Raw genomic sequence first — 22,464 nt, forward strand, 5'->3', positions numbered from 1 at the left:
CAAAAATGGCACTTAGAAGAAAGATAATTTAATCACAAATCTGTAAGTGAATTAACTTTCAAATTTGGCTGTATTAAGAAATCATATTTCTTACGGCCTCGCGCACAATGCGTCGGTACACGAACTTAAGCGGAGTCTTCCTATGTGCGGCATTGTTGGCGCCGTCGCCCAGCGCGACATCACCCCTATCCTGGTTGAAGGTCTGAAGCGGCTGGAATATCGCGGCTACGACTCTTGCGGCGTTGCCGTGTATGCCGATGGCCATCTGCGCCGCACGCGCAGCACGCAGCGCGTGGCCGAGTTGGCGGACCAAGTGGCTCAGGACAAGGTCCAGGGTTTCACGGGCATCGCCCACACCCGTTGGGCTACTCACGGCGTGCCCGCCACGCACAATGCCCACCCGCACTTTTCGCATCTGGGCAACGAAGAGCCGCGCATCGCGCTGGTCCACAACGGCATCATCGAAAACCACGACGAACTGCGCGCTGAATTGCAGGCCGTGGGCTACGTCTTTGAAAGCCAGACCGACACCGAAGTCATCGCGCACCTGGTGAACCACCTGTACACGGGCGACCTGTTCGAAGCCGTGCAGAACGCCGTTCGCCGCCTGCATGGCGCGTACGCCATTGCCGTGTTCTGCCGCGACGAGCCGCATCGCGTGGTGGGCGCGCGCCAAGGTTCGCCGCTGGTGGTGGGCGTGGGCCAGAACGAGAACTTCCTGGCGTCCGACGCGCTGGCGCTGGCCGGCACGACCGACCAGATCATCTACCTGGAAGATGGCGACGTCGTCGACCTGCAGCTCTCGCGCGTCTGGATCGTGGACGCCAACGGCAAGAACGTGGACCGTGAAGTGCACACCGTGCACGTGCACACTGGCGCCGCCGAACTCGGCCCGTATCGCCACTACATGCAAAAGGAAATCTTCGAACAGCCGCGCGCCGTGGGCGACACGCTGCAAGACATCGAATCGATTTCGCCCGAGCTGTTCGGCGACGACGCCTACAAGATCTTCAAGGACATCGATTCGCTGTTGATCCTGGCGTGCGGCACGAGCTACTACGCCGGCCTGACCGCCAAGTACTGGATTGAATCGATTGCGAAGATTCCGGTGGCCGTCGAAATCGCCAGCGAATACCGCTACCGCGACAGCGTGCCCAACCCGCGTTCGCTGGTCGTCACGATCTCGCAGTCCGGCGAAACCGCCGACACGCTGGCGGCGCTGAAGCACGCGCGTTCGCTGGGCATGGACAAGACGCTGACCATCTGCAACGTGTCCACCAGCGCCATGGTGCGCGAGTGCAAGCTGTCGTACATCACGCGCGCCGGTGTTGAAATCGGCGTGGCCTCGACCAAGGCCTTCACCACGCAGTTGACCGCCTTGTTCCTGCTGACGCTGGCCCTGGCGCAAGTGCGCGGCCATCTCAGTGATGAGCAGGAAGCCGAGCACCTGAAGGCGCTGCGCCACCTGCCCGTGGCCATTGGTTCGGTGTTGGCGCTGGAGCCGCAGATCATGGCTTGGGCCGACCGCTTCGCGTCCAAGGAAAACGCCTTGTTCCTGGGCCGTGGCATGCACTACCCGATCGCACTGGAAGGCGCGCTGAAGCTGAAGGAAATCAGCTACATCCACGCCGAAGCCTACCCGGCCGGCGAACTCAAGCACGGCCCGCTGGCGCTGGTGACGGAACACATGCCCGTCGTGACCATCGCGCCCAAGGACGAGCTGCTGGAAAAGCTGAAGTCCAACATGCAGGAAGTGCGCGCGCGCGGCGGCGAGCTTTATGTGTTCGCCGATGCCGACAGCAAGATCCAAAGCGCCGAAGGCATGCACGTGATCCGCATGCCGGAAAACTACGGCAAACTGTCGCCGATCCTGCACACGATCCCGCTGCAACTGCTGTCGTATCACACGGCTTGCGCACGGGGTACGGATGTGGACAAGCCGCGCAATCTGGCGAAGAGCGTGACGGTGGAGTGATGGGGCGATAACGTACGTTGTTTTGAATACGAAAAATAAAGTCGGTCGCGCGAAATAAAGTCGGTCGCAACGTGAACAGCATCATTCTCCCGCCATTTACGTGGTTCTTGTCGCAATCTCGCTCGTGAAGTTAGAAACGGCCGCTCGCGCGGCCATTTCTACATCGGGCATGCAAAGAAGAGTGTGTTGGTTACGCCGCCGTTCGCCGCGTTGCGCCTGGCGATTGGCCGCTGATGCGTTTGAAAGCCCGGCTGAACGCAGCTTGCGAGGTATAGCCCAGACGATGCGCCACTGCGTCGATCGACAGCCTGTCCTGAGTCAGCCATTGGGTGGCCAGGCGCATCTTGAGTTCTGTCGCGTAGCGCAGAGGCGGAACCCCCAGGGTCGCCTGAAAGCGTTGGGCAAAGACCGATCGAGAAACGTGCGATTCTGCGGCCAGCTCCGCGACTGTCCACTCCTTACCGGGCGAGCGATGTAACGCCAAGATGGCGCGGGCGAGACGGGGGTCGCGCAAGGCAGCTACGAGTCCGGAAGCGCTCTCGCAACCGCATTCAATCCACCCACGCATGATCATCGCTGCCGCCACCTCGGCAAGCCGCGCCAGGATGCCAGCGAAGCCGATGCGGCCGGAGCATATCTCACGCTTCATGGCGTCCAGGATCTCGCGCAAGCCGGGATACTTCGTCCCGTCCGTATCGGCCACCATGGCATCCGGCATCAGCTTTGCCAGTCCCTGCATACCGCCCAGGTCGAACTCCATGCAGCCGTAGAAGAGGACGGCGCTGGGCATCGAATGTGTACTTGGGCAAGTATCGACCCCACTGACAGCCTCGCCCAATGGCGCCACGTCGAACGTGTCGATCGGTTGGAAAGAGGCGTTCGGATCCGAAAGGAGCTGATGTCCGCCGCCTTGCGGCAAAAACACGGCGCTGCCGGCGGTGAGTTCATGAACTGCACCGTCATGCGTACGCAGGACTGCGTTGCCGACAGCGAGGTAGTGGAAATAGCTGTATCCAGGCCTGGCGCCGAAATCGAAGCCGAACGATGGACCGGTTTGAACGCGGCGGTACTGCACACCGCGCAACCGCATGCCTGTCAGCAGCTCGCTGATGAGGTCGGATGACAGAACAAAAGAGCGGCCCTCTATCATTTCAGGTGTTTCGGTTAATAACGCAGGACTTTTTATCATAGATCATCCTGGAATGCGGCCCTAGACTTCCTGCCTGAGATAGATATTCAGGAGTTGTTTGAAATGAGAAGTGATGTAAAGGACGCAGTGGCTCAGGAGGTGAACACGCCCGCGTGGGTAGCCGTTTTTTCTCTGGCGATGGGCGTGTTCGGGTTGCTCACTGCGGAGTACCTCCCCGCCAGCCTGCTGACCCCGATGGCAGCGGATCTTGGTGTGTCGGAGGCCCTTGCGGGCCAAGCCGTCACCGTAACGGCCGTTGTGGCGCTGTTCGCCGGTTTGTTGGTGCCGCGCCTCACGCGCGGGTTTGATCGCCGGCTGGTCTTGCTTGGATTCACCGTATTGATGATCGCCTCCAATCTGCTGGTGGCGTTTTCCTTGAGCCTGCCGATGCTGTTGGCGATGCGAGCCCTTCTGGGCCTTGCCTTGGGTGGTTTCTGGGGCATGGCGGCCGCGGTTGCGATGCGTCTGGTTCCGGCCAGACTTGTCCCACGCGCACTTTCAATAATCTTCAGTGGCATCGCTGTGGGCACAGTTGTTTCCGTGCCGCTCGGCAGCTACCTGGGTGAACTCTACGGCTGGCGCAGCGCCTTTTTGGCCGCCGCCGCCGTGGGCATCGTTACGCTCCTTTTCCAGGTGCTCACGTTGCCCCGTATGGCGCCGCGCAAATTGCTGCAGACTGCGACGGTGCTGGAGTTGCTTCAACGTCCTGGCATTGCAGCGGGCATGACCGGATGCGTGTTGGCTCACACGGGTCAGTTTGCACTTTTCACCTACATACGTCCCGCGCTCGAGAGCGTTGCACATATCAACGTACAGGATCTGTCTCTGATGTTGCTTGGCTTCGGTATCGCCAACTTCGTCGGGACTTTGGTTGCGGGTTGGATAATGGAGCGCAGCCTGCGCGCTACGCTGATCTGGATGCCTGCGCTGGTCGGCGTCGCCGCCCTGGCCATGATTTCGGTTCCGGTGGACAAGACGGGGCTGATGCTGTTGGTCGCGCTTTGGGGGCTCGCCTTCGGAGGTGTCCCAGTGGCGTGGTCGAACTGGGTCGCGCGAGCAGTTCCGGATCAGGCGGAAACGGCTGGGGGTATGGTGGTTGCGTGCGTGCAGTCGTCCATCGCTGCGGGGGCCGCGGTGGGTGGCATGGTGTTCGGATTCGGCGGGGTGATCGGCGTCTTTGTGACGGCAGGAGGGGTGATGATCCTCGCTGCGCTCTTCATCGCTCTACGCGTTCGCGTGGCGATGCCGCCACACGGTCAGGCCGTCCATGCCGTGCACGTCTGAAAGACAGCGGGTCGAAGCTGAGGGTCACCACGCACCATAAGTGTGCGGACTTGGAGGGTGGATGCGCTCTCGCTGCATAAAAGAGCGTGAGCGTCATCACCCTCCAGTTAACTGCCTCCAGGATCGGTACATTGAGACATCCCGACGTCGGCCTGTCCCATGGGGCAGACGGCTCTTGCTTTTTGGCAGCTCGGCGACTCGAACTTCGCGAGCACTCAACCTTCGCGACCGACTTTTGTTCAATTTTCTTGAGCGGGACACGGATACGCTTGTGGTGCGACCGACTTTGATCCAAGTCTTCTAATCCTGGATTCCATGAAATATCAAGAGGTTGTCTCGTCCATTTGCGACCGACTTTATTTCCCTCTTTCACTTATGAAAACGAGGAATAAAGTCGGTCGCGCTTCGAACGCCTAGCTTCGGTTTTCAACGCCTATCAATTTTCTCTTAACGTCAACTTATCACTAGAGGGCCGCATTTCTGCGGCTTTCTTTTCGTTCGCACCACATTTCACCCGTATCTATTTGGGCTGCCGTTGGTGCTGATGAGCCCCTGAACTGCTCCCCGTGATTAGTACGAAATCAATGTAGAGTCCGTTCTCAAAGGAATAGCAACGAAGGAACGATTCACGGAAGAACAAATCATTGGCGTGCTCAAGGAGGCCGATGCGGGTGCCAAGCCCACAGAACCGTGCCGCAAGCACGGTATCTCCTTTGCTGCGGATGTATATGCGCGGTCGCTTGCCCCCCTTGCCCGGTGGAATCCCTGCGCCCGTCCCCGCCGTACCCTGAGACGACCTATGACAGACTTTCATCCCGACATGAGCCGCGAGGCGTTTGCCGAAGCACTTCGCGAGAACACGCAGGCGCAGCAGTTCCCCGGGGCGATGCTCATGCCCAAGAGCCGCCACGACTATGTAGGCGCGGTCATCGCCATCACAGGTACCTTGTATTTCGAAGGCGGCTATACACAGCTTAAGCGGGAGGCAATCGCACAGTGTTTTGACGATTACCTGGCGCAGGCGGGCGATGCCCTTACATGGCTGTGGCGTGGCGAGCCGTCGTCAGGCCCGCCGTGCATGCCCTACGTCAAGGCTCCTAAGATCCGCGATATTTTCGAAACGCTCGACGAAGACGAGAAGCTTGACCTGCAGTACACGAGCGGCACCAAGCGCGAGGACGCCGGCCCTTATTCCTTTTATGTCAATGCCGCACCGGCTTGGGCCGCCAAAAAAACATGCCGTCTGGATGTGTTGCGGTTCGCGTTGCCCTTTGTTGATATTGTCGAGCAACCGAAAGCCTTTCAAACCTTGTTCGTCGAATTCGCTGGGCGGCTGCAAGCATTGCATGGCCATGGCGGTTTTGGTTTTGTGCTGTCCCCGTCGGAATGGAACAGTAATCAGCCCACCGAAGCCTTCGCGTCGGAGCAGGCCCGCGGCGTTGATGTGGGGGCACCAGTATTCTCCGCCATGGTGCTCAAGCCCGACACGTTCAAGACGGTGTCTTGGCTGACCGCAATCAATCGTGACATGGTGACGCAGGCAGGCGGTTTGCACACGTTGCGCTCGGAATTGCCTCCGGACTGGTTTGCCTTCTATGACTATGGCGCTGGCATCGTCATTCAAGCTGGCAATGAACCCGACCTGGCTGCGACGGCTATCGACCCTAAACCTCCGCAGTACGCGCTACCTAACGCAGCGCTCAAACCGCTGCGCAGTGCTGCGTTCGGGCTACACCTGGCAGCTAGTGCCGCCGGCGAACCGCGGCTGACCGGACTCAAAGGCGAAGCATGGGTTGAGCGCTTCGATGTATCTGACGAAGAGCTGCTCGACGTCAAGGCACGACTGCTTGATACGCCTCGGCTAGATACAACTCACACTCTGGACGAGCGACTGTAGCGCAGCCGGGGGACCAGCCCAGCGCATTTCTGAAAGCTGACGCTTGCGGGGGGCTTACGAGACCGGGGGCTCGATGCAACTTCCGCCCGGAGCCCGGCGCCATGGCGCCAACGGTCTGTGCATTGAAGGCGTCGCGCGCAGCGCCGCCTGGGCGTTTTACAACTCCTGAATTGTAAAACGCGAATACAATTCCAGTGTTGTATTGATGTCTTACAACCTATATTGAGTATTTAAATCTTACTCAGTAAACTTTGTAAATCAGCAAAACAACGTGAGGCCTGTATGCCCGATTTCACCGTCCGTACGGCGGAGCAGTTGCCAGCACTGCTCCAGGGGTTTCGCAAACAGTCCGGCCTGACCCAAGCGGATACGGCTATGCGCCTGGGCGTCAGCCAGCAGGCCTTGTCTCATCTCGAGCGCCATGCCGACAAGGTCAGCGCCGACCGCCTGCTGGAGCTTCTGAGCATCCTGGGCGTCGAGCTCGTGTTGCGCAAGACCAGCGAATCGCCGTCGCCCAAGGCGTCGGTTGGCCCCAACTGGTGAGCTCATGGGGCGACGCTCACACACCCGCACCCTGAATCTCTGGATGAACGGCGAATTCGTCGGCACCTGGAGCATGCAACCGCATGTCGGAGAAGTCCTGCAGTATGCCGACGCCTGGGTGGCATCCGGCCAGGGGCGCCCGCTGTCGCTGTCACTCCCCTTCACCCCGGGCAATCCGCCGCACCGTGGCGAAGCCGTGCGCACCTACTTCGAAAACCTGCTGCCGGACAGCAAGGAAATCCGCGAGCGCGTCGCACGTCGGTACCAGGCCGGCTCGACCAATGCGTTCGCCTTGCTGGCTGAAGTCGGTCGGGACTGTGTCGGCGCGCTGCAGGTGGTGCCGGGCCCCGATGCGCCGGACGGCGTTCAAGAGGTGAACGCGGTTCCGATGACCGAAGCCGAGATTGCCCAGCTGCTTCGCAACACCCTGGCGCCAGGCCCCCTGGGCCGGAACGCTGCCGAGGATGAAGACTTCCGCATCTCCATTGCCGGAGCACAGGAAAAGTCGGCCATGCTCTGGTACGACGGGCGGTGGTGCCGGCCGCATGGCGCGACACCGACCACTCACATCTTCAAGCTGCCACTGGGCCTGGTCGCAAACATGAAGTTCGACATGAGCGATTCGGTCGAAAACGAGTGGCTGTGCTCCGAAATCCTGCGTGCCTACGAAATGCCTGTGGCGCGCACCGCGCCCCTGATGTTCGAGGACATGAAGGTGCTGGCGGTCGAGCGCTTCGACCGGATGTGGTGGGAGAACCCAGAGGGCAAGCGCTGGCTCATCCGGCTGCCGCAGGAAGACATGTGCCAAGCGACGGCAACGCCGCCGCATTTGAAGTACGAGTCCGACGGCGGGCCGGGTGTGCGCCAAATCATGAAGCTGTTGGCCACGTCGCGCGCTCCTGACCGCGACCGTCGCACGTTCTTCCAGGCCCAGGTCCTCTTCTGGATGCTGCGTGCCACGGATGGCCACGCGAAGAACTTCAGCATTTTCCTGCGCCAGGGTGGCACCTACGAACTCACCCCGCTGTACGACGTGCTTTCCGCCTACCCCGTCATCGGCAAGGGTGCGAAAAAGCTGTCTCCGTACGACGCCAGGATGGCCATGGCCGTGCGCTCGAAAAACCCCCACTGGGTCATGCGCGACATCTTGCGTCGGCACTGGATTGCCGTGGGCACCGAGCATGGCGTAGTGAATCCCGACGGTAAGGGGGTGGAGCATGTCCTCGACGACCTGGTGGCGCGCACGCCCGGGGTCGTGAAGACCGTCCGCGCGCTACTACCGGCTGGATTTCCCATGCACGTGGCCGACAGCATCCTCAACGGCCTGCAAGAGGCCGCCGACAAACTGGCAGCTTAGCGCCAGAGGACCAGCGTTCTTTATCGCGTATCAAATCACCCCGACACGGCTGGTGCCTCCTTGGGTCACGATTTGCACGCGCTGCCCCGCCGAGATGGGCACATCGGCCTCTTGGGCGATGACTCGTGTTTCGCCATTGTCCAATTGCACCGTTATTTCCAGCCCCGCACGGCGCGCCGCGGCATTCTCGATGGCGTTGCCGGCTGCCGCGCCTCCGATCAAGCCTCCGACGGTGGTCAAGCGTCTGCCGGATCCGCCGCCGATTGCGTTACCGGCCACCGCGCCAAGCGCGCCGCCAGCAATCAATCCCGCGCCGGAACTGCCGGACGACTGGATGGTGATGCCTCGTACGGCGACCACCGTGCCTAACACGACAGTCTGCGCGCGTTGGGCCTGGTCGAAGGTGTAGACGCGTGACGACGCGCTTTGCTGGGCGCAGCCTCCCAGGGCCATCGCCGCCGCGCCCGCTAGCAGCGCGAATCGCAGGCGTCGACCGCGCGTCAGATTAATGCATAGGTTCATGATCAGTCCTCAAAAGATGCGGAATTGAGACGGGTGTGCGGAAGAGGCTCAGGGCGTCTTGCTTGGCGTCGGCGTCGGCGCAGGTGCCGGTGCCGGCGCCGCGCTGTCTGGGAGCGTGGGCGCGCGGTGCAGCCGTCCTTGCGCGTCGATCACGCCGACAGGGCGTCCGTTGAAGAACAGCGCGCGGTAAGACGTCCAGCGTATGGGCTTGCCGTCCACGGTGTCGTAGCCCGATGCTTCAAAATCGTATTCCCAGCCCGCAATCTGCTGGCCATCCGCGTCCGCGGCCGAGGATTGCTTGAGCGACGCGGCATAGCCCGCATCCCGATAGCTGACATACCGCGTGGGGGGTAGGCTGTCGCGCAGCACGGACAGGTATTGATAGAGGTCTTCCTCGCTGGGCGGAGTGCCGTAGCGGGCTTGGTCGCCACGGTCAGCGGGATGGCTGACGCATCCCGCAAGCATGCCGAACGCGCAGGCAAGCGCAAATCGTTTCATGAACAGTCCTCCTTAAGAAAAAAAGGCCGTTCCAGCTAGCCAGGCCGCCGGAACGCCAGTCACCGCCAACCACGACATCGCGGTCGCGCGAGTGCGCAGGGATGTGCGGTCGCCACGTGGCGGCTCACATCGAAAACAGCAAAGGAATCATCACGACGCTGACGCATAAGGTCACCAGCATCAGCGGCGTACCCACTTTCAAATAGTCGATAAATCGGAAGCCGCCGGCCACGCTGACCAGCGCGTTGGCGGGCGTGGAAACGGGGGACATGAACGCCGCTGAACAGGCGATCGCAACCGCCATGACATAGGGATGGGGCTCGGCGTGAATGGCTTCGGCCAGGCTGATCGCGACCGGTCCCATCAACACCGCCGTGGCGGTTCCCGAGATCACCGTGCCCAGCGCGATCGTGGCGCCGAACAGCAAGGCGATCTGGCCGTGCGCGCCCCAGGTTTGAGACAAGCGCAGCAGGTTCTCGGCGGCCAGGTCCACACCACCGGTGTGCTCAAGCGCAATCGCGAACGGCAGCATGCCGATGATGAGGATGAGCGCGCGCCAATTGATGGCGCGATAGGCAATGTCCAGCGTGATGCAGCCGAATAGCCCCATCAACAAACAGCCGATCAGGCCGGCAATGACGATAGGCACCCAGCCGGTGAGCATCAGCGCAATCGTAAGCGCCATGACCAGCAGCGCAGCGGGCGCACGGCCAGGCACCGCCACCACCGAATCGGTTTCCACGGGCAGCGCAAGGCTCACGAGATCGTGCTCGACAGACTGCAACGCGAAAATCCCCTTCCACGGCCCGACCACCAACGCCGTGTCGCCCGCGCGCAGGGCAAGTGCGTGCACGGAGGCCTGCGATCGTCCATTGCGCCACACGCCGACCACGAACAGTCCATGTCGGCGCAGCAGCGCTGACTTGCGGGCAGAAGCCCCCACCAGGCGAGAGTCCGGCGGGATGATCACCTCGACCATGCCCACATCGCGCGACTGGTCTGAGAAATAGTCGCCAGTCATGGGCAAGATGCGCAGTTCGTGGCGCCGGCAATATTCGCCGATCGGGAATGCCTCGTCATCGATGTCCAGAAGCAAGACATCCTCGGCCTCAAGCAGGGCGTCATCGGTGGCCTCAAGCACCGCGCGGCCGAACCGGGCGCTACGTTCGATGGCGACCACGCATGCCTGCGCGCCTAGCTCTTCGTGGCAGACCTCAAGCCGCATGCCTACCAAGTCGGAGCGGGGATCAACGTGCAAGCGGTAGGCGCGTTCGCGCAAGGCATATTTCTCGACCCAGCCCGACAGGCTTGGGCGCCGCGAATGTGAGCTGCGCGGAGGCTCCGTGGGCAGAAAGCGTCGTGCCACCAATAGATACGGGATGGCCGCGGCAAGCACCGCCAGGCCGATCGGCGTGAAGGCGAAGAAGCCGAAACCCGTGTGCCCCGCGTAGACCAGCGCACTATTGAGCACCAGATTCGGCGTGGTTGCCACCAGCGTCATCATGCCGCTGATGGCCGCCGCAGCGCCCATCGGGAACAGTACCTGTCGGCTTGATATCGCAGTCTGTTGCGCGATCCGCAGGACGATGGGGATGAAGATGGCGACCACTGCCGTCGAACTCATCACCGATCCCATCGCCGCCACGGCGCCCATGATGAGGACGATGAGCCGCTGCTCGCGTGTTCCCCCCTTGTGCAGCAGCCAATCGCCCACGGCCTGGGCTGCGCCGGTGCGCACCAGCCCCTCGCCGATCACGAACAGGCAGGCGATCAGGATCAGGTTGGGGTTGGCGAAGCCTGCGATCGCCTCTCGATAGGTGATCGTTCCGCTTAACGGCAGCACCACGATCACCATCAACGCGACCGCGTCCGCCCGGGGCCGGCCGACCAGGAAGAGCACGATCGCCACGCCGAGTAGCGCGAGCACAAGAGCGAGATCGGGCGTCATGGTGCAGGCCCCCGGGCTCAAGGCGCGATGGCGCCGGCAGTGAGCGTCCAGACGCCGTAGGCGCAGCCGGCCAGCACTGCCGCGAACACCGGCCATTCGCGGGCGGAGAACACCGCACCGGCCTGCTCTTGCCGCACGCGCAAGAACAGCAGCGTGCCAGGCGCGTACACCAGCGTCGACAAGGCGAAGTACTGCAGCCCACCCGCATACATCATGCCGATGGCGTAGACGCAGGCAATGCCGCCCAGCGCGATCTCATAGCTGCTGCGCCGGCTCCAGCGCGGGCGGGTCTGCCTGTCGCGCCAGGCGGTCAGCAGCCCAAAGCCGGCCACGAACAGGTATGGCATCAGGCTCATCGAACTGGCCATGTGTTTGATGAGCACGAAGGTGTCGTCGGTGAACAAGGTCACGATGAGGAACACCTGAACGAATCCATTGCTTAACCAGAGCGCCGCGGCCGGCACGCCATGACGGTTTTGACGGCCCAGGATGGCCGGCATCGTGTCCGCCTTGGCGGCCGCGTGCAACACCTCGGCGGCCAGCAGGACCCACGACAGGTAGGCCCCACCAACCGAGATCATGAGGCCGACGCTTACCATCACACTGCCCCATGGCCCCACCACTTCACGCAGCACGCCCGCCATCGATGGATTGCGCAGCGCCGCCAGTTCGGCGCGCGGCAAGATGCCATAGGACAGCAGCGTCACCGCCACCAGCAAGGTCAACACCAACAGAAAGCCGATGATGGTGGCGGCGGCCACGTCTTCGCGCCGCCGCGCGTAGCGCGAATAGACACTGGCCCCTTCCACGCCGAGAAAGACGAACACCGTCACCAGCATCGTGCCCCGGACCTGTTCGAGCAAGCTGCCGCCTACCGACGCACCCTCTTGGATGTTGGCGAGCAGCACGTCGGTATCCAGCGCGACCGCCACACACGCGATGAAGATCAGAATCGGCACGATCTTGGCGATGGTGACGGCCAGGTTCATGCCGGCCGCCTGACGGATGCCGCGCAGGATGGCGAAATGCACGCTCCAGAGCAATAGCGACGACACGAGCACCGCGGCGACGGTGTCGCCGTCGCCAAACCCGGGGACCACCGCGCCGAGTGTGGCCTTGAAGACGACGAAGTAGCTGACATTGCCCAGGCACGCCGCCGTCCAGTAGCCCAGCGCCGCCAGAAAGCCGATATAGCGGCCAAAACCCGCCTTGGCGTAGGCGAAGATGCCGGCGTCAAGATCGGGGCGCCGGCGTGCCAGGTACTGGAACACCAGCGCGAGCGTCAGCATGCCGGTGCCGGAGATGGCCCAGGCGAGCAGCCCTCCCACCGGCCCCGTATACCGCGCGAACAGGGCCGGCAGCGAAAAGATGCCGGCGCCGACCATGGAGCCGACCACCATGGCGACCAGCGCCAGCCGTGAGAGTTTTGCCGTCTCGTTGCTCATCCCATGCTCCCGTGCGGCCTCGGATGACCTGGCGCGTTAGACCGGATCTCGGATAATCGGGCACGTCATGCAGTGACCGCCGCCCCGGCCGCGTCCAAGCTCGGCGCCCACGATGGACACGACTTCGATGCCGGCCTTGCGCAGCAGCGTGTTGGTGTAGACGTTGCGGTCATAGGCCATCACGACGCCGGGCGACAGGCAAACGAGGTTGGCGCCGCTGTCCCACTGCGTGCGTTCGCGCACGTAGGCATTGCCGCCCGTCTGCACCACCCGCATCTTCTTCACGCCCAGCGCCTCGCCGATCACCTCCACCAGCGAGCCCTTGTCCTTGTGCAGTTCAAGCGTGCCGGCTTTGCTGCCTGGCCGATACGAGAAGGCTTGAATCTTGTCGACGATGTCGGGATACATCAGCAGGCAATCCCGATCGGCGAAGGTCAGTACCGTGTCCAGGTGCATCGCGGCTCGCAGCTTGGGCATGGCGGCGACGATGACCCGGTCGGCGGCGTTCTGTTCGAACAGCGCCGCGGCGAGCTGGCTGATCGCCTGGCGCGAGGTTCGTTCGCTCATGCCGATCAGCACGGTGCGGTTGCCGATCGGCATCACGTCGCCGCCCTCCAGCGTGGACAGTCCATGGTCGTGCAGCGGGTCTCCCCACCACACGTGGACACGGCCGGCAAAGTCGGGATGGAAGCGATAGATCGCGGTCGTGAGGATGGTTTCCTCATGGCGCGCAGGCCAATACAGCGGGTTGAGCGTGACGCCGCCATAGATCCAGCATGTGGTGTCACGCGTGTAAAGCGTGTTGGGCAATGGCGGCAGCAGGTATTCAGTGACGCCGGCCGCCTCTTTGATGAGCGCCAGTTGTTCACCGCCAATGTCTTCGGGAAACTCTTCTGTGGAAAGCCCCCCGATAAGCGTCTCGGCCAGCTTGCGCGGCGGCAGGGATTCCAGATAGCCGCGTATTTCATCCAGCAGGCCCAAGCCAAGCTGATTGGCCACAATCTGGTTGTCGAGAATCCATGTGCGCGCTTCGGGCAACGCCACCGTCTCGGCAAGCAGATTGTGCATCTCCACGACGTCGACGCCACGGTCGCGCATCTTGTTCATGAAATCAAAGTGATCGCGCTTGGCGTTATCGACCCACAGCACGTCGTCAAACAGCAGCGCGTCGCAGTTCGACGGCGTCAGCCGCTCATGCGCGCGGCCTGGTGCGCAAACCATGACTTTACGCAGCACGCCGACTTCAGAATGCACGCCAAATTGTTGAGTTTCCGACATGACCTTCTCCCTTAAAGGTTAAATAACGATCCAGCCGCGGACCAGGCCATCGATGGCCGCTCCACAACCGACCGCAGCGATCACGAAGACCACCAGTTCCACCTGCGTGAAGAGTCGTTGGCCCTGCTCCCGGCGGGCCCAGTAATAGAGGATGGTGCCGGGCGCATACAGCAAGGCGGCCAGCAGCACGTACTTCAGGCCGCCCGCGTAAATCATGAAAGCGCTGTAGAACGCAGCGATGCCTGCCAGCACCAGGTCGCGCGTGCGGGCACTGTCGCCCTCGTATGTCTCGCCTCGATGCGCGAGCATGAAGCCGAACGCCGCCACCAGCAGATAGGGAATCAGCGACATCGCGCTGGTAAGGTTGAGCATCAGCGAGAAGGCGTCGGTGGACCAATACGTGCTGATCACGAACAGCTGGATGATGATGTTGGTCAACCACAGCGCGGTTGCCGGAACGCCGTTCTTGTTTTCGCGAGCGAAGATCCGCGGCATGTCTTTGTTCTTCGACGCGGCGAACAACACCTCGGCGCAGATCAGTGACCACGCCAGGTACGCGCCCAGCACCGAAATCAGCAGACCCACACTCACGAACACAGCGCCCCATGGGCCAACCACGGAGGCAAGCACGCCGGCCATCGACGGCTGACGCAGGCCGGCGATTTCGCCCTGTGGCAGCGCGGCGTATGGCAACAAGGTCACCAGCACCATCAGGCTCAGGGCGGTGACGAAGCCGATCAGCGTTGCCACGCCTACGTGCGAACGTTTTGTCGCGAAGCGCGAATACACGCTGGCGCCCTCAATGCCGAGAAACACGAACACGGTCACCAGCATGGTGCGCCGCACTTGGTCAAACAGGCTGGGGCCGCTGCCGTCACCCCAGAGGTTGGCGCGAAACAGGTCCAGCTTGAAAGCGATGGCGAGCATCACGATGAAGACCAGGATGGGAATGATCTTGGCTACCGTGACGACCGCGTTGATGATGGCGGCCTGCTGCACGCCGCGCAGGATCACGAAATGGAACGTCCAGATTCCTGCTGATGCCGCCAGGATCGCGATCACCGTGTTGCCGTCACCAAACACCGGGAAAAAAGCACCGAGCGTGGATTTGATCAGCACCCAGTACGAGACGTTGCCTATGCAACTGCCGATCCAGTAACCGAAGGCGGAGAGGAACCCGAGGTAGTCGCCGAACCCCGCCTTGGCATAGGCAAACACGCCGGCGTCCAGATCTGGCTTGCGCTCTGCCAGGGTCTGGAACACGCGGGCAAGCGTAAACATGCCGGCCCCCGCGATCAACCACGCGATGACCGCGCCGATGATGCCCGTGGCGCCGCCAAAGGTGCGCGGCAGGGAAAAAATGCCCGCGCCGATCATTGACCCCACGACCATGCCGGTCAGGGCAAGCAAACCAAGCTTCTTTTCAGCACTGCTGTTCATGGTTCATCTCCGGTAGGCCGCAAGGCCGTTCGTGGGTGGGATGCATGCGGCCGGATCCCATGTCGGTCGCTGACGGGCGAGCCCGGTGACCGGCTTGCGCTCCAGCATGTGGTGGCGGCAATGAGCATGGGCACGCCGATGAATGTGCCCGGGATGCCCCAGACCAGCCCCCAGAAGAACACCGCCAGCATCACCAACAGCGGTGAAAGCGAGAAAGCGTTGCCGGCCAGGCGGGGCTCTAGATAGCAGCCGTAGCCGATCTGGATCACATTCAGAATCAGGAATACCGCCAGCGCGCCTTGCAGCGATTCAAACTGCACAAATGCGAAGAACGACGGAAAGAGCGTCGCCAGCAGGGGGCCGAGGAAAGGGATGTAGTTCAACAGGAACGCCAGCCCGCCCCATGCCGTGGCCAGCTCCAGCCCCGCGTAGATCGCGAACAGCCAGACCGTCACGCCGGTGAGCACGCTGGCGATCGTTCGGATCAGCATGTAGCGGCGCAGCTTGCGCGCGATGCTGCCCGCCACGGCGATCCAGTGGTCGGCACGCGGCAGGAACTGACGCAGGCGTGCCGGCGCGTCGTGCAGTTCGTACACGCCAAGGGTGATGAACAGGAACGACAGAAAAACCAGCCCCGCCATGCTGTTGAGCCGCGACAGCACTTCCTGGATTGCGCGAAGCAGCAACGAGGCGTTGAAGTTGTCCAGGAACAGCGTCACCATGATTGCCAGCCGTGGATGCATGTCGGCCGTTTCCATGCTGAACAGCCGTTGAAGCCGCGCCGCGTTGGAGATGATCCACTGCGCCACCAAGGTGAATCCCCACGCCGCCAGCGACAGAAACAGCAGGGCCGCGGCCAGCGTCAACACAAGCGTCAGGGTCGCGGCAAGCACCGCGCCCATCCGAGGCCGCAGCACCGCCTGCAAAGGCGCCACCAGCGCCAGGATGAAGATGGCGAACGCCAGCGGCACGAACACCGGGCTGGCCAGGTACAAAAGGCCTAGCGTGAGGAGCAGGGCGCTCCAGCGCGCCGCCGCGCTGGAAAGCGGCGGGGCAGTGAAACGCGCACGGGCTGGTGGTCTCGTCATCTTGGAATCACCTCGTCCACACGGTGGATCAGATACTCGTAAAACGGGTTCGACGTCAGCCGCGCCAGGGAGTCCATGCCTCCGATCAGGGCACCTACCTCGCCCCGGATCGACAGTGCGCCGAGGCTGATTCCATACTCCTCGATGTTGTCGGGGTGCTGCCCGTAGAGGGAGTCGTTGGAGGGAAACGGCAACGCCACGTGCGACAGGGAATAGATGTCTCGCGGATAGCGCATGCCGATCGGGAGCTCGGTCACGCGGGTCTCGCAACGTTCGCTGATGCGCTCGACCATCTCGCTGGATTCGGTAGAGGCGTTGGTCACGATGGTGAGGCGATAGTTGCAAGGTTCGCCGGGCAGGCTCCGTGCCAGTGACCAGTCCACCCCGCGGCGGAACAAGGGTCCAAGCTTGGTGGCGCGGTTCAGGTCGAACAGCACCAGGTCGCTGCCATTGGGCGGCAGACGGGCATACAGCGCATTGACGAGCGCGCGCGTGCTGACCGTGAAATCCAGGACCGAATGGAAGGTCAGTATCGGCGGCAAGGCTGTCAGCGTGCCCTGCCGCTGGCGCAGGGCGATGTTTTCCTGCAAGACGTTCGTTAGTTCATAGGACTGCCGCGCCGCGTTCACCGGGAAAGAGTTGTACTTGAACGGGTTGAATTCGGGCACGATGTTCAGCCACGCCGCCTTGGCAAAAGCAGGCAGGATCGCCGGCAGCCCCGCAAGACCGGCGAAGCGGGCGAACTGCGTGATGCCGATCATCGGCGAGATCAGGATCAGCCGGTCGGGACGCGCCAGCGACGGGTCGTCGATCGCTTCCATGGCGCTCATCAGCGCAAGCGCCCCGCCGTTGGAAAAGCCGACGATATGCAGGGGCAGCGGCGCCGGCACCAGCCGCCGCCCTTCGCGCACGGCCAGGCGCGTGGCGGCCAGCCAGTCTTCCCAACCCGCGTCGGTCAACGCGGCAGGCACGGTTCCGTGACCCGGCAACCGGATTGCCACCACCGCATAACCTGCCTGGCGATAGTGCACCGCCAGATGGCGCAGGCTGTACGGCGAGTCGGTCAGCCCGTGCAGCAGCACCGCCACGCCGGCGGGCGTGCCCTCGGGCATCAGCACATACGAGCGGTTCCAGTCATGGCCGAAATTCGCGGGATGCACGGCGGCGCCGCTGAAGTAACGGTTGCTCTCGACGCGATCCTGCCGCTCTAGCTGCTCGCTCACATGTTCGCGGACCTGCTCGAATATCTTCTGCTCGCGAGCCAGATAATCTTGCCAGGTGCTGTGCGCAAGCGTCTCGCGGTCGAGCTCGTCGGGCACGTAGGTGTGCCACACGGCCAGGGGCGGGCTTTGCTGGATGTCGTACAGCCGCAGGCCGATCACGGTCACGAGGCACACAAGCAGGACCAGCGCCAGAATGCGCAGCGCGCGGCTCAGGCGTGGCCAACGGCGCCCGCTCATTGTCCGCTCCGCGCGGCTTGCGTTACGACGGGGTCGTCGAGCCCCCCGCCCAGCGCCACGTACAACGACACCCCGTTCTGCAGGGCGGCCGCGCGCAACATCAGCAATTGCAGTTCGGCGCTGAACAGATTGCGCAGCGCATCCATCACTTCCAGATAAATCGAGATGCCGTTTTCGTAGCGCAATTCCGCGGTCTCAGCCAGCCGGGTCTGGGCCTGGATCGCTGCCTCCTGCACGGCCAGTTGCTCACGTAACTGCTGGCGTCGGACCAGGCCGGTGGCGACCTCGCTGAAGGCAGTCTGTACCGTCTTCTCGTACAGTGCGACGCGCTCCTCGCGCTGCGCCAGCGATAGATCGACCGCCGCGCGGCGCTGGCCGAAGTCGAACAGCGGCAAGGCCGCGCCGGCACCGAAGGTCCACACCTTGTTGGGCCCCTCGAAAAGCCCCGACAGCTCACCCGAGGCATAGCCGAACGAGGCGGTCAGCGCGATGCGGGGAAACAGCGCTGCCCGCGCGACGCCGATATTGGCGTCGGCGGCGGCCAGCGCGGCTTCTGCCTGGCGCACATCAGGCCGCAGCAAGAGCACATCGGATGGCAGGCCCGGGCTTAGCGCGTCGAACTGACCGGCGTTGGCAATGGGATTGGCCGGCGTTGCGGTCAGGTCGGGCCGCGAGCCCACCAGCACCCAGAGCCGATTCCAGCTTTCGGCCGTGGTGCGGCGCAACTCGGCCAACTGCCCCTCGGCTTGGGTCAGCAGAATGGCCGCCTGATCGAAATCGACGGAAGACGTCACCCCCGCGTCGAGCCGGTCGCGCGCCACCGACAGGGCATAGCGTCTTACCAGCACTGTGCGCAGCGCCAGCGCAATCCCTTCTTCGCCGGCGCGCGCGTCGTAATAGCTTGCCGCCACGTTCGCGATCAAGCTCAGGCGGAAGGCCCGCTGGCCTTCCACCGTGGCGAAGTAGTGCTGCAATGCGGCCGCGCTAAGGTTGCGCATTCTGCCCCAGAGGTCGAGCTCGAACGCGCTCACGCCGATCTGCGCGCCGAACTGGCTGAATTCGATGGTGCGCGTACTGCCTGCCAACGCAGGATCCAGGCTCGAAAGTGGCGCCTGGTTGCGGCTGGCACTGAGCCCGGCATCAATGTGCGGTACCTGGTTGGCGCGCTCGATCCGATAAAAGGCGCGCGCCTGTTCGATGCGCGCCGCCGCAGCCGCCAGATCACGGTTGTGGATCAGGGCCTCGCCGATCAGCATGCGCAACTGCATATCGCCGAAGAATTGCTGCCAGGCCACGTCCTGTGCGCTCGTGCCGGCCGCGTTGTCCTCGTCCGAGAACCGGTCTGGCAGCGCAACGACTGGGGCCGGCTCACGCGGCGCGAAGTTGCAAGCGCTCAACAACAGGGCAATCGCCAGCAGCAGTGTCGGGCGCGTCATGGCGCCTCCTTGGGCGCCGCGCCGGCCGGGCTGCGGCGGCCGAGCCATTTGCGCGTTGCAACGTAGAACAACGGCGTAAAGAAGACACCGAAGATCGTGGCGGTGAGCATGCTGCCCATCACGCTGGTGCCCACCGCTTGACGGCTGGCGGCGCCGGCGCCGGTGGCGAACACCAGCGGCAGCATGCCCAGCACGAAGGTGACGCTGGTCATGACGATGGGACGCAGGCGCTGGCGCGCCGCATCCAGCACGGCCTCGTCGCGTGGCCGCCCGGCCTGCTCCTCCTTGAGCGCGAACTCGACGATCAGGATGCCGTTTTTCGCCGCCAGGCCGATGATGGTGACCAGACCGATGTTGAAGTAGATATCAGCCGACATGCCGCGTGCCAGCGTGAACGCGGCCGCGCCCAGCACACCGAAAGGCAGCACCAGCAGCACCGAGATCGGCACCGACCAGCTCTCATACAAGGCGGAAAGCAAGAGGAAGACGACAACCAGCGAGAGCGCGAGCAGCAGCGCCACCTGGTTGCCGGCTTGCCGTTCCTCGAACGCCGTGCCGGTCCATTCATAGGTCATGCCGGGTGGCAACACCGCGTCGGCGATGGTCTCCATTGCTTGTAGCGCATTGCCGCTGGACTGCCCGGGCGCGCCTTGGCCGGATAGGGTGATGGCGGGAAATCCGTTGTAGCGTTCAAGCTGCTGCGGCCCGCTGATCCAGCGGCTGCGAGCAAAGGCGGACATCGGCACCAGCTCGCCGCGATCGTTGAGCAACTGCATGTCCATCACGTCCTGCGGACTCATGCGCTGCGCCGCGTCGGCCTGCATGAACACGCGCAGCACGTTGCCGTCATGCAAAAAATCGTTCACATAGTTCGCGCCGAAGGCCAATGCAAGCGCCTGGTTGACCTGGCCCAGTTGCACGCCGAGCGCGCGGGCATGGATACGATCGATCTCAATATAAAGTTGCGGCGCGGGCGGCATGCCATCCAGCCGGACGCCGGCCAGCACCGGACTCTTCGCGGCCGCCGCCATCATGGCGCTGGCCGCCGCGCTCAGGCCCGCGCCGCCCTGGCCCGTGCGGTCCTGCACCTTGAGCGAAAACCCGGCGGCGTTCCCCATCGAGGGAATCGGCGGCGGGTTAAGCGCGAAGATCATCGCCTGCGGGATCGTAAAAAAGGCGGCATTGCTGCGCGACACCAACGCATCGACCGACCGTTCGCGTTCCGCCCATGGGTATAGGTCGACGAATGACAGCGCCGCCGTCTGGCCCTGGCCGAAGAAGCTGAACCCGACGACTGACGCCACATTACGCACTTCCGGCTGACGCCTCAGGTACGCCTCGGCTTGCGTCACCGCCGCCTCGGTGCGCTCCGCGGTCGCCCCTGGCGCGCCCGTGTACGACACGAAGAAGTAGCCTTGGTCTTCAACCGGCAGATAGCCACCGGGAATGCGCGAAAACAGCAGGATGGTCAGCCCGCAGACCGCAAGGAACGCCAGCAGCCATCGCACGGGATACTTGAGCATGCGCGCCAACGCCCGCGCATAGCTGGCCGTCAAGCTGTCGAAACCCTGGTTGAACCGGTCGAACACCCAATATTTAGCGCGCGCCAGCCTGCCTTGCGTGCGAGCCGGTGCGGGCCGGAACAACGTCGCGCACAGCGCCCCGCCGAGCGACAACGCCAGCAAGGTCGATACCACGATGGATACGGCCAGCGTGATCGAGAACTGGCGGTAGATGGCGCCGCTTGAACCGGGAAACATCGCCATCGGCACGAACACCGCGACCAGCACCAGCGTACTGGCCACCACGGGTCCCCAGACCTGTCCGACCGCCTTGCGCGTCGCGGCGCGCGCGTCGAGCTGCTCTTCGTTCATGATGCGCGACACGTTCTCCGACACCACGATCGCGTCATCATTGAGGATGCCGATCGCCACCACCATCCCAAATAGCGAGAGCAGGTTGATGGATGCCCCAAACAGGTAGAGCCCGGCGCAGGTGCCAATCAACGCCACCGGCACAATGACCGTCGGCACCAATGTCGCACGCCAGCTCTGTAAAAAGAGGAACACCATGACGGTCACGAGCAGCAAGGCCTCGACCATCGTGCCCACCACCGAGCGCACCGAGGTCACGATGAAGGGCGTCGTGTCGAAGGGTACGCTCCAGCTCACTCCCTGCGGAAACACCGATTCGAGCTCTGCCATGCGTTCGCGCACTTGCTGCGCCACGGCCAGGGCATTCGCATCGTTGGCGAGCTGGATCGCGATCCCGGCGGCTGGCTTGCCATTGACGCTGAGCCGGAACCCATAGTTTTCGTTTCCAAGCTCCACATGCGCCACATCGCCTACCGTGACGGTGGAGCCGTCCGGGTTCACGCGCAGGATGATGCGACGGAATTCGGCGGGCGTGGAGAGCTGGCTCTGGGTAATGATGGGCGCGTTGAACTCCACGCCATCGGCCAGCGGCTGATCGCCCAGCGCGCCGCTAGCGGTCTGGGCATTCTGTTCCTGCACCGCGCGCATCACGTCGCCGCTACTCAGGCGGAAACTATCGAGCTTGCGCTGATCGACCCAGATGCGCATGGCGTACGACGACCCGAACAACTGCACGTCGCCCACACCCGGGATGCGGCGCAGTTCATCAAGAACATTATTGGAGACGAAGTTGCCCATCGCGACGGCGCTGACCTCGTCGCTATCGGATTGAAGCGCGATCAGCATCAGGAAGCCGCTGGACGCCTTGGTCACCGTAACGCCCAGTTGCCTTACCTCGGCCGGCAGTCGCGGCTCGACCCGGCTCAGGCGGTCCTGCACCTGGCCGCGCGCATTATCGAGATCCGTGCCTGGAAGCAGGGTCACGGTGATCTGCGCCGTGCCGTTGGCCCGACTGACCGACGACAGGTACAGCAAGTCGTCGACCCCATTCATCTCCGACTCGATCACCGACGTGACGGTGCGATCGATGGTCGTCGTATCCGCGCCGTGATAGTTCGCATTGACGGTGATCGACGGCGGCGCGATGTTGGGATATTGCTCCACCGGTAGCAGCCAAAGCGCAATTCCGCCGAACAGCAGGATGAACAGCGCCACCACCCATGCGAAAAC

16 protein-coding genes and 1 pseudogene are annotated in these 22,464 nt (G+C 63.1%); 6 read left to right on the top strand and 11 right to left on the bottom strand.

The genetic code is table 11. The features are described 5' to 3' along the window. Positions 1-142: 142 nt before the first annotated feature. A complete protein-coding gene (gene glmS, locus M2361_RS26095; RefSeq protein WP_259252700.1) occupies positions 143-1,975 on the top strand; it encodes a glutamine--fructose-6-phosphate transaminase (isomerizing) in 1,833 nt (610 codons plus the stop codon). Positions 1,976-2,165: 190 nt separating this feature from the next. Here the strand turns inward: glmS and M2361_RS26100 are convergent, their stop codons facing one another. Continuing rightward, a complete protein-coding gene (locus M2361_RS26100) occupies positions 2,166-3,164 on the bottom strand; it encodes an AraC family transcriptional regulator (RefSeq protein WP_259252701.1) in 999 nt (332 codons plus the stop codon). 63 nt (positions 3,165-3,227) lie between these two features. Here M2361_RS26100 and M2361_RS26105 point away from each other — a divergent pair, with 63 nt between their 5' ends. The 5 genes and pseudogenes from M2361_RS26105 to M2361_RS26125 all read left to right on the top strand — a co-directional run bounded on the left by M2361_RS26105 (position 3,228) and on the right by M2361_RS26125 (position 8,245). Beyond that, positions 3,228-4,448 (top strand): MFS transporter, encoded by a 1,221-nt coding sequence (locus tag M2361_RS26105; RefSeq protein ID WP_259252702.1) that lies wholly within the window; start codon positions 3,228-3,230, stop codon positions 4,446-4,448. A 607-nt stretch (positions 4,449-5,055) separates the two neighbouring features. Next, positions 5,056-5,166, top strand: a pseudogene (locus M2361_RS26110) (transposase); the annotation flags it as partial. 81 nt (positions 5,167-5,247) lie between these two features. Further along, positions 5,248-6,345, top strand: coding sequence for a DUF3396 domain-containing protein (locus M2361_RS26115; protein WP_259252703.1), 1,098 nt, complete (start codon positions 5,248-5,250; stop codon positions 6,343-6,345). 282 nt (positions 6,346-6,627) lie between these two features. Then, positions 6,628-6,888, top strand: a complete 261-nt coding sequence (locus M2361_RS26120; RefSeq protein ID WP_259252704.1) for a helix-turn-helix domain-containing protein — start codon at positions 6,628-6,630, stop codon at positions 6,886-6,888. A 4-nt stretch (positions 6,889-6,892) separates the two neighbouring features. Further along, positions 6,893-8,245 carry a type II toxin-antitoxin system HipA family toxin gene (locus M2361_RS26125; protein WP_404976453.1) on the top strand — a complete coding sequence of 451 codons (1,353 nt, stop codon included), beginning with the start codon at positions 6,893-6,895 and terminating at the stop codon, positions 8,243-8,245. Between the two features lie 30 nt (positions 8,246-8,275). On the opposite strand, the gene M2361_RS26130 is transcribed toward M2361_RS26125, so the two are convergent. The 10 genes from M2361_RS26130 to M2361_RS26175 form a co-directional block, all read right to left on the bottom strand. Further along, positions 8,276-8,767, bottom strand: a complete 492-nt coding sequence (locus M2361_RS26130) for a hypothetical protein (protein WP_259252706.1) — start codon at positions 8,765-8,767, stop codon at positions 8,276-8,278. A 48-nt stretch (positions 8,768-8,815) separates the two neighbouring features. Next, positions 8,816-9,265 carry a hypothetical protein gene (locus tag M2361_RS26135; RefSeq protein ID WP_259252707.1) on the bottom strand — a complete coding sequence of 150 codons (450 nt, stop codon included), beginning with the start codon at positions 9,263-9,265 and terminating at the stop codon, positions 8,816-8,818. Between the two features lie 124 nt (positions 9,266-9,389). Continuing rightward, entirely contained in the window at positions 9,390-11,213 is a 1,824-nt protein-coding gene (locus M2361_RS26140; protein ID WP_259252708.1) for an SLC13 family permease, read from the bottom strand. A gap of 17 nt (positions 11,214-11,230) precedes the next feature. Continuing rightward, on the bottom strand, positions 11,231-12,658 hold the full coding sequence (locus M2361_RS26145; protein ID WP_259252709.1) for a basic amino acid/polyamine antiporter: 1,428 nt from the start codon (positions 12,656-12,658) through the stop codon (positions 11,231-11,233). 36 nt (positions 12,659-12,694) lie between these two features. After that, positions 12,695-13,936, bottom strand: coding sequence for an arginine deiminase (gene arcA / locus M2361_RS26150; protein WP_259252710.1), 1,242 nt, complete (start codon positions 13,934-13,936; stop codon positions 12,695-12,697). An 18-nt stretch (positions 13,937-13,954) separates the two neighbouring features. Then, positions 13,955-15,376 (bottom strand): basic amino acid/polyamine antiporter, encoded by a 1,422-nt coding sequence (locus M2361_RS26155; protein WP_259252711.1) that lies wholly within the window; start codon positions 15,374-15,376, stop codon positions 13,955-13,957. Then, positions 15,373-16,464: an AI-2E family transporter gene (locus M2361_RS26160; protein ID WP_259252712.1), complete on the bottom strand. Its 1,092-nt coding sequence runs from the start codon at positions 16,462-16,464 to the stop codon at positions 15,373-15,375. The genes M2361_RS26155 and M2361_RS26160 overlap by 4 nt, the downstream gene beginning before the upstream one ends. Next, on the bottom strand, positions 16,461-17,924 hold the full coding sequence (locus M2361_RS26165; RefSeq protein WP_259252713.1) for a carboxylesterase: 1,464 nt from the start codon (positions 17,922-17,924) through the stop codon (positions 16,461-16,463). Before M2361_RS26165 ends, M2361_RS26160 begins: the two co-directional genes overlap by 4 nt. Beyond that, positions 17,921-19,360, bottom strand: a complete 1,440-nt coding sequence (locus M2361_RS26170) for an efflux transporter outer membrane subunit (protein ID WP_259252714.1) — start codon at positions 19,358-19,360, stop codon at positions 17,921-17,923. The genes M2361_RS26165 and M2361_RS26170 overlap by 4 nt, the downstream gene beginning before the upstream one ends. After that, positions 19,357-22,449 carry a multidrug efflux RND transporter permease subunit gene (locus M2361_RS26175; RefSeq protein ID WP_404976454.1) on the bottom strand — a complete coding sequence of 1,031 codons (3,093 nt, stop codon included), beginning with the start codon at positions 22,447-22,449 and terminating at the stop codon, positions 19,357-19,359. Before M2361_RS26175 ends, M2361_RS26170 begins: the two co-directional genes overlap by 4 nt. Positions 22,450-22,464 lie beyond the last annotated feature (15 nt).

Origin of the sequence: Achromobacter sp. JUb104, from assembly GCF_024806975.1 — a bacterium.
GTDB classification, from domain to species: Bacteria; Pseudomonadota; Gammaproteobacteria; order Burkholderiales; family Burkholderiaceae_B; genus Achromobacter; species Achromobacter spanius.

Coding starts and splice junctions, on each gene's coding strand:
- glmS (WP_259252700.1), top strand. CDS start 143: ATGTGCGGCATTGTTGGCGCCGTCGCCCAGCGCGACATCACCCCTATC.
- M2361_RS26100 (WP_259252701.1), bottom strand. CDS start 3,164: ATGATAAAAAGTCCTGCGTTATTAACCGAAACACCTGAAATGATAGAG.
- M2361_RS26105 (WP_259252702.1), top strand. CDS start 3,228: ATGAGAAGTGATGTAAAGGACGCAGTGGCTCAGGAGGTGAACACGCCC.
- M2361_RS26115 (WP_259252703.1), top strand. CDS start 5,248: ATGACAGACTTTCATCCCGACATGAGCCGCGAGGCGTTTGCCGAAGCA.
- M2361_RS26120 (WP_259252704.1), top strand. CDS start 6,628: ATGCCCGATTTCACCGTCCGTACGGCGGAGCAGTTGCCAGCACTGCTC.
- M2361_RS26125 (WP_404976453.1), top strand. CDS start 6,893: ATGGGGCGACGCTCACACACCCGCACCCTGAATCTCTGGATGAACGGC.
- M2361_RS26130 (WP_259252706.1), bottom strand. CDS start 8,767: ATGAACCTATGCATTAATCTGACGCGCGGTCGACGCCTGCGATTCGCG.
- M2361_RS26135 (WP_259252707.1), bottom strand. CDS start 9,265: ATGAAACGATTTGCGCTTGCCTGCGCGTTCGGCATGCTTGCGGGATGC.
- M2361_RS26140 (WP_259252708.1), bottom strand. CDS start 11,213: ATGACGCCCGATCTCGCTCTTGTGCTCGCGCTACTCGGCGTGGCGATC.
- M2361_RS26145 (WP_259252709.1), bottom strand. CDS start 12,658: ATGAGCAACGAGACGGCAAAACTCTCACGGCTGGCGCTGGTCGCCATG.
- arcA (WP_259252710.1), bottom strand. CDS start 13,936: ATGTCGGAAACTCAACAATTTGGCGTGCATTCTGAAGTCGGCGTGCTG.
- M2361_RS26155 (WP_259252711.1), bottom strand. CDS start 15,376: ATGAACAGCAGTGCTGAAAAGAAGCTTGGTTTGCTTGCCCTGACCGGC.
- M2361_RS26160 (WP_259252712.1), bottom strand. CDS start 16,464: ATGACGAGACCACCAGCCCGTGCGCGTTTCACTGCCCCGCCGCTTTCC.
- M2361_RS26165 (WP_259252713.1), bottom strand. CDS start 17,924: ATGAGCGGGCGCCGTTGGCCACGCCTGAGCCGCGCGCTGCGCATTCTG.
- M2361_RS26170 (WP_259252714.1), bottom strand. CDS start 19,360: ATGACGCGCCCGACACTGCTGCTGGCGATTGCCCTGTTGTTGAGCGCT.